Genomic DNA, 6,661 nt, shown 5'->3' with positions numbered 1-6,661 from the left:
CGTCAGCAACCTGCGCAAGAAGATCGGTCCACACCCCGACGGCCGCCCGCGCATCGTCGCCCTGCGCAGCCGCGGTTACTACTACAGCTTGTAGGAGCAGCCGGTCGACGCTCGATTGCTCTTACAGAAAGTCACCCGGACGTTTTGTCAGGTCGGCGGAAACTCATCTTTACCCAAGCTTTACGCTCCGCTGACCGCCGCTGACCTTGATCTGCGTAATCTGCACTCATCCGGAACGTACCGGGAACGAGACAAGGAGATTCACCATGCGCAAGACTCTTATCGCTCTGATGTTCGCTGCCGCCCTGCCAACCGTGGCCATGGCCATGCCTGAAGGCACCGGCCCTATGGATGGACCGATGGATGGCTCGCGCCACGGCGGTCAGATGCATGGCATGCACGGCAAAGGCCCATACAGCCAACTGGACCTGAGCCGCGAACAGCGCGAGCAGATCCGCAAGATCATGGGCGAGCAGATGCACGAACGTAAGCAACTGGTCGACAAGTACCTGGAGAAACTTTCGCCAGCCGACCAGAAAGCCATGAAGGACGAAATGGCCGCCAACCACAAGAAAGCCGAGTCTGACGTGCGGGCCGTGCTGAAGCCTGATCAACAGAAGAAATTCGACGAAATCCAGAAGAAGCAGGCTGAGCGTCGCGCCGAATGGGCTGAATTCAAGGCCTGGAAAGCGCAACAACCGCAAAAAGCGCAATAATGCGATGACCCCGGACCCAACGGCCTACACCGTTGGGTCTTTTGTTTTCCGATCCCTGTAGGAGCGAGCTTGCTCGCGAAGGTCTCTAGTGCGCCGTGGTGTGTCAGGCTCCCAGCGTTATCGTTGACCTCCTTCGCGAGCAAGTTCGCTCCTACAAGGTGTTTGTTTGAGGATTTTCTGTGCGCTCATTGTTCTGGCGGATCCTGGCAAGCTTCTGGCTGGCCATCGCTCTGGTTGCAGGTCTGTCCATTTTGCTCGGGCACATGCTCAACCAGGATGCATGGATTCTCAGTCGCCATCCGGGCCTCAACACGTTGGCCGAACAATGGACGCAAACCTACGAATCCCAGGGTGAGGAAGCGGCTCAGGAACTATTGCAGGAGCGCAAACACCAGTATCACATTGACGTTCAGGTGCTCAACGAAAGCGGCGACCCGGTGGTGCGCGGTACCTTCCCACGCCGTGCTGCTGCGTTCGAAGCACGCCAGAAGAACGATGACCGCCGTCTGCCCTGGCGCCGTCTGACCGACGAGTACACCAGCGAAAAAACCGGTGACACCTACCTGCTGATCTACCGCATTCCCCATCCGGAACTCGACGCCTGGCACCGCGAAAGCCTGCTTTGGCCGTTGAGTGCATTGGGCATTGCATTGGTGGTGCTGACGTTGTTCAGCCTGCTGGTGACCTTTTCCATTACCCGCCCCCTCAGCCGTCTACGCGGGGCTGTGCATGACCTGGGACAAACCACCTATCAACAGAACAGCCTGGTGAAACTGGCCAACCGCCGCGATGAGTTCGGGGTGCTGGCCAACGACTTCAACCGTATGGGCGCGCGCCTGCAAAGCCTGATCGGCAGTCAGCGGCAATTGCTGCGTGATGTGTCCCACGAACTGCGTTCGCCCCTCGCCCGCCTGCGCATTGCGCTGGCATTGGCCGAACGGGCCTCCCCTGAAGAACGGGAAAAACTCTGGCCGCGCCTCACCCGTGAATGCGACCGACTCGAAGCACTGATCAGTGAAATTCTGGTACTGGCACGGGTCGATGCCGACAACGCCAGCGCCGAAGCGGTCGATCTGAACGCGCTGCTCAATACCCTGCAAAAAGATGCGCAACTGGGTTCGCCAGAGCAGCTCGTGCATCTCGAAGCCGAACCACAATTGAATCTGACTGGGTGGCCGACCATGATCGAACGCGCTGTGGACAACCTGCTGCGCAACGCCCAGCGCTTCAATCCGGTGGGCGGTCTGCCGATTGAAATGCAGGCTTTGCGTCACGGCGAGCGCATTGTCGTGACCGTGCGCGATCACGGGCCTGGGGTCGATGCCGAGCATTTGAATCAGCTGGGGGAACCGTTCTACCGGGCGCCGGGACAGACCGCTGCCGGCCATGGTTTGGGATTGGCCATCGCCCGGCGGGCGGCGGAACGGCATGGCGGGAGCCTGGTGCTGGCCAATCACCCGGAGGGTGGGTTTATTGCCAGTCTGGAATTGCCTTTGGCGCCGGGGGTGGTGCAGCCCTAAGTTTTCTGAACGACCCAAATCAACTGTGGGAGCGAGCCTGCTCGCGATGGCGGAGTTTCAGACACATTGATGCTGGATGTGCCTACGCTATCGCGAGCAGTCTCGCTCCCACAGGGGTCACGGTTTACCCGGCCAAGCGCTGACAAACTCGGCCAAGTCGACTTTCTCCGCCACACGCGGTTCTTTCTGCGGCGTGCCGAGGTACAGGAAGGCAATGACCTCTTCCCCTTCCGCCAGGCCCAAGCCCTTCGCCACGTGCGGCGAGTAAGCCAAATCACCGGTGCGCCACACCGCGCCAATGCCTTGCGCGTAAGCCGCCAGCAAAATGCCGTGGGCCGCGCAACCTGCCGCCAGCAGCTGCTCGGACTTCGGATACTTGACGTGATCCTGCACCCGCGCGATCACCACGACTACCAAGGGCGCACGCAACGGACCATTGCGCGCCTTATCGATGGCCGCGTCGGTGACTTCGCCTTCTTGCTGCTTCGCCGCTTCGGCCAGCAACTCGCCCATTTGCTCGCGCGCCGTGCCTTCGACCGTGAGAAAACGCCAGGGCTGCAAATGCCCGTGATCCGGAGCGCGCATGGCCGCGCCGAACAGCACTTCGCGCTGTGCCTGGGTCGGTGCCGGTTCGATCAGTCGCGGGACGGAAACACGGTTGAGCAAAACGTCGAGAGCCTGCATCGGCCACCTCCTGAAAAAAATGTGCGGCTATTCTAGCTGTAAGTCCTGCCCGAGTGCCGGTTTACATGCCCTGCCCCACAGGTAGAATGGCGCCCTTACCCATTACAGCCGAGCGGATTTCATGGCGTTGCCGACCTTGCGTCTCATTGGTTTCATCATCGGCATCTTCCTGATAACCCTGGCCATCGCCATGGTCGTGCCCATGGCCACGCTAGTGATCTTCGATCGCACCGGCGACCTGCCGTCGTTTCTCTGGGCCAGCATGATCACCTTTGTCGCCGGCCTGGCCCTCGTCATTCCCGGACGCCCCGAGCATGTACACCTGCGACCACGAGACATGTATCTGCTGACCGTCAGCAGTTGGCTGGTGGTGTGCATCTTCGCCGCGCTGCCGTTTTTGCTGACCCAACACATCAGCTACACCGATTCGTTCTTCGAAAGCATGTCCGGCATCACCGCCACAGGATCGACGGTGCTCAATCACCTGGACGACATGTCCCCCGGCATTCTGATGTGGCGCTCGTTACTGCACTGGATTGGTGGCATCGGGTTTATCGGCATGGCGGTAGCGATTTTGCCCCTGCTGCGAATCGGTGGCATGCGCCTCTTCCAGACCGAGTCGTCGGACCGTTCCGAAAAAGTCATGCCCCGCTCGCACATGGTGGCGCGCCTGATCGTAGCGGCCTATGTCGGCATAACCATTCTCGGCAGCCTGGCGTTCTGGTGGGCCGGGATGAGCCCGTTCGATGCAATCAACCATGCCATGTCGGCGATTTCCACTGGCGGGTTCTCTACCTCCGACCAGTCCCTGGCCAAGTGGACGCAACCGGCGGTGCACTGGGTGGCGATCGTCATCATGATTCTCGGCAGCCTGCCGTTCACCCTGTACGTGGCGACGTTGCGCGGCAATCGCAAGGCGCTGATCAAGGATCAGCAAGTGCAAGGCTTGCTCGGCATGCTGTTGGTGACGTGGCTGGTGCTCGGCACCTGGTACTGGTGGACCACCAAGCTGCATTGGCTGGAGGCGCTGCGGCACGTGGCACTGAACGTGACCTCAGTGGTGACGACCACGGGTTTCGCGCTGGGGGACTACAGCCTGTGGGGCAATTTCTCGCTGATGCTGTTCTTCTATCTGGGTTTCGTTGGTGGTTGCTCTGGCTCAACCGCCGGCGGGATCAAGATATTCCGCTTCCAGGTGGCCTATATCCTGCTCAAGGCCAACCTTAACCAGTTGATTCACCCGCGCGCGGTGATCAAACAGAAGTACAACGGGCACCGGCTGGATGAAGAGATCGTACGGTCGATCCTGACCTTTTCGTTCTTCTTCGCCATCACCATCTGCGTGATCGCGCTGCTGCTGTCGCTGCTCGGCGTGGACTGGATGACCGCCCTGACCGGCGCGGCCAGTACGGTGTCCGGCGTCGGCCCGGGCCTGGGCGAAACCATCGGCCCGGCCGGTAACTTCGCCTCCCTGCCGGACGCCGCCAAATGGATTCTCTCGTTCGGCATGCTCCTTGGCCGACTGGAGATCATTACCGTGTTTGTGCTGTGTATTCCGGCGTTCTGGCGTCACTGACCGGCATCGGCACTTGCACCAGCCGCGCCCGGTACTCACCGGGCGTGGTGTCGAACCAGCGCCGGAAGGCGCGAAAGAAGTTACTCGGATCGGCAAAGCCCAGCAGATAGGCGATTTCCAGCAGGGTCATGGTGGGTTGGGCCAGATACTGCTCGGCCAATTCGCGCCGGGTGTCGTCGAGCAGCGTTTGGAAGCTCGTGCCCTCCTCCTGCAAACGTCGTTGCAAGGTACGTTGCGACAGGTGCAGCGTCTGCGCCACGGCATCACGCTTGGGCTCGCCCTGGGGCAATAAACGGCATAACACCTGGCGTGCCTTGTGGGTCACACGACTCTCGGAAAACCGTGCCAGATACTCACCGGCAAAGCGGTCATGCAGAAGCGCCATGGCTTCGTTGGCCGTCGGCAGCGGCGCTTCCATGTCCGCGCGCTCGAAAATCAACGCATCGTAAGGCGCGTTGAACACCAGCGGTGCATGGAAAGCCTGTTTATAGGGTTCGAGATTGACCGGCTCATCGCCCTGCACCAGCACCTTGCGCGGTTGCAGCGTACGCCCGGTCAGCCAGCCGCACAGTGCCAGGGCGCAGGCCAGTGAGGCCTCGGCACTCTGGCGGGTTGGCGGCAAGTGATCGCCATGTACCGTCAGAATCAGCGCGTAGCCCTCATCCAGCAGGCGAAAACTCAGGTCGGCACTTTCAGCAATGATGCGCTGGTAGCGCACCAATCGCCTGAAACCTTCGGCCAGGGTCTGGCTGGACATCAGGGCATAGCCGGTGACATGAAACTGCGCCGGTCGCACCACCTTGCCCATGTTCAGGCCAATCGCCGGATTGCCGGACAGCTCAACCGCCCGTTGCCACAGTCGTGTCATGGAATCTTGCGGGAAGCGGGCATCCGGATCGTCCAGCGCCGCGTAATCAAGCCCCAGTTGATTGAACAGAACCCGGCAATCCAGGCCGTCCATTTCCAGTGCTTTGACAATTCCCATCGCCCAGCTTGCAGAAGTCGTTCGTTCGCTCATGTCGGGTTCTTGCATCATGATGAGCCGCCGTCGCGGCCAATTCCGAAGGATACTAAAGTGGCGCCGATTGTCACTGGCTCACATCACTGTTCACTCTAGACTTAAATAAGCTACCCGCCGAACAACTTGCTGTCAGAACAATAACCACAGAGATCGCAGTCGTGGAAAACATCCGACGATTCAATAGCTTCGCTGAGTTCTACCCGTATTACCTCAGCGAGCACAGCAACAGTACCTGCCGACGATTGCACTTTATCGGTACGACACTGGTTATTTTCATTCTGGCGCTGACCATCGGCCGAGGCGCGTGGATGCTGTTGTGGGCCTTGCCACTGGCGGGATACAGCTTCGCCTGGGTAGGACATTTCTTCTTCGAGAAGAATCGTCCTGCAACCTTTCAGCACCCGTTCTACAGCTTGCTCGGTGATTTCGTCATGTATCGCGACATGATTCTGGGGCGCGTGCCGTTCTAGAACTTCAGAGGATTGCCGATGAATCCCAACGCTCGTTTCACCCATATGAAGGACGGCACGCAGGAAGACTGGGCGATCATCGCCGCGGATTTCAGTGCCTACGCCCGGCAATTGCCATCACGAATCCTGGCGCACCTGAAGTTGCTGGAAGGGGATTTTGGCGGTTTTCCAGTGGATCGCCTGACCCATTCCCTGCAAACCGCGACCCGCGCCTGGCGTGACGGTCGCGATGAAGAATACGTGGTCTGCGCCCTGCTCCATGACATCGGCGACACGCTGGGTTCCTACAATCACCCGGATATTGCGGCGGCGATCCTCAAGCCTTTCGTCAGCGCCGATAATTTGTGGATGGTGGAGAAACACGGGATTTTTCAGGGCTACTACTTCTTCCATCACTTGGGCATGGACCGGCATTTGCGGGAGCAATTCAAGGGGCATGAGCAGTATCAGGCGACCATCGAGTTCTGCGCCAAGTATGACGCTGCAGCGTTTGATCCGGCGTATGACACTCTGCCATTGAGTTTCTTTGAACCGATGATGGAGCGGTTGTTTGCGCAGCCGAAGAACTCGATCTACAAGGCGGCGATGCAAGAGCATTCGCCAGCCTGATCGATCCAGCGGGACCGCTACGCGGTCCATCGCGGGCAAGCCCGCTCCCACAGGGTTCTCTGGCG

At 59.8% G+C, this 6,661-nt stretch carries 7 protein-coding genes and 1 pseudogene; 6 read left to right on the top strand and 2 right to left on the bottom strand.

Annotation, left to right across the window (positions count from 1 at the left end):
* The 3 genes and pseudogenes from ACRESJ_RS04810 to ACRESJ_RS04800 all read left to right on the top strand — a co-directional run.
* Positions 1-94, top strand: a pseudogene (locus tag ACRESJ_RS04810) (DNA-binding response regulator); the annotation flags it as partial.
* A gap of 172 nt (positions 95-266) precedes the next feature.
* The gene (locus ACRESJ_RS04805; protein WP_431756878.1) at positions 267-716 is read left to right on the top strand and encodes a Spy/CpxP family protein refolding chaperone; all 450 of its coding nucleotides are present in this window, start codon (positions 267-269) and stop codon (positions 714-716) included.
* Between the two features lie 179 nt (positions 717-895).
* Entirely contained in the window at positions 896-2,236 is a 1,341-nt protein-coding gene (locus ACRESJ_RS04800; RefSeq protein ID WP_431756877.1) for a sensor histidine kinase, read from the top strand.
* A 117-nt stretch (positions 2,237-2,353) separates the two neighbouring features.
* On the opposite strand, the gene ACRESJ_RS04795 is transcribed toward ACRESJ_RS04800, so the two are convergent.
* Positions 2,354-2,920, bottom strand: a complete 567-nt coding sequence (locus tag ACRESJ_RS04795; RefSeq protein WP_431756876.1) for an NAD(P)H nitroreductase — start codon at positions 2,918-2,920, stop codon at positions 2,354-2,356.
* 121 nt (positions 2,921-3,041) lie between these two features.
* Here ACRESJ_RS04795 and ACRESJ_RS04790 point away from each other — a divergent pair, with 121 nt between their 5' ends.
* Positions 3,042-4,496 carry a TrkH family potassium uptake protein gene (locus ACRESJ_RS04790; protein ID WP_431756875.1) on the top strand — a complete coding sequence of 485 codons (1,455 nt, stop codon included), beginning with the start codon at positions 3,042-3,044 and terminating at the stop codon, positions 4,494-4,496.
* Here the strand turns inward: ACRESJ_RS04790 and ACRESJ_RS04785 are convergent.
* The gene (locus tag ACRESJ_RS04785; protein ID WP_431756874.1) at positions 4,453-5,514 is read right to left on the bottom strand and encodes an AraC family transcriptional regulator; all 1,062 of its coding nucleotides are present in this window, start codon (positions 5,512-5,514) and stop codon (positions 4,453-4,455) included. The genes ACRESJ_RS04790 and ACRESJ_RS04785 overlap by 44 nt on opposite strands.
* Positions 5,515-5,675: 161 nt before the next feature.
* On the opposite strand from ACRESJ_RS04785, the gene ACRESJ_RS04780 reads away from it, so the two are divergent.
* Both ACRESJ_RS04780 and ACRESJ_RS04775 read left to right on the top strand, forming a co-directional pair.
* Positions 5,676-5,987, top strand: coding sequence for a DUF962 domain-containing protein (locus ACRESJ_RS04780; protein WP_095196430.1), 312 nt, complete (start codon positions 5,676-5,678; stop codon positions 5,985-5,987).
* 18 nt (positions 5,988-6,005) lie between these two features.
* Positions 6,006-6,596 (top strand): HD domain-containing protein, encoded by a 591-nt coding sequence (locus ACRESJ_RS04775; RefSeq protein WP_431756873.1) that lies wholly within the window; start codon positions 6,006-6,008, stop codon positions 6,594-6,596.
* Positions 6,597-6,661: the final 65 nt, after the last annotated feature.

Source organism: Pseudomonas sp. (genome assembly GCF_050739655.1).
GTDB lineage: Bacteria > Pseudomonadota > Gammaproteobacteria > Pseudomonadales > Pseudomonadaceae > Aquipseudomonas.
Note: the sequence above shows the minus strand (reverse complement) of the source record. Positions and strands in the feature narration are given on the sequence as shown.

What these genes read in the sequence shown, in the direction of transcription:
- ACRESJ_RS04785 (WP_431756874.1), bottom strand. Translation starts at nt 5,514, where the DNA reads ATGAGCGAACGAACGACTTCTGCAAGCTGGGCGATGGGAATTGTCAAA.
- ACRESJ_RS04795 (WP_431756876.1), bottom strand. Translation starts at nt 2,920, where the DNA reads ATGCAGGCTCTCGACGTTTTGCTCAACCGTGTTTCCGTCCCGCGACTG.
- ACRESJ_RS04790 (WP_431756875.1), top strand. Translation starts at nt 3,042, where the DNA reads ATGGCGTTGCCGACCTTGCGTCTCATTGGTTTCATCATCGGCATCTTC.
- ACRESJ_RS04805 (WP_431756878.1), top strand. Translation starts at nt 267, where the DNA reads ATGCGCAAGACTCTTATCGCTCTGATGTTCGCTGCCGCCCTGCCAACC.
- ACRESJ_RS04775 (WP_431756873.1), top strand. Translation starts at nt 6,006, where the DNA reads ATGAATCCCAACGCTCGTTTCACCCATATGAAGGACGGCACGCAGGAA.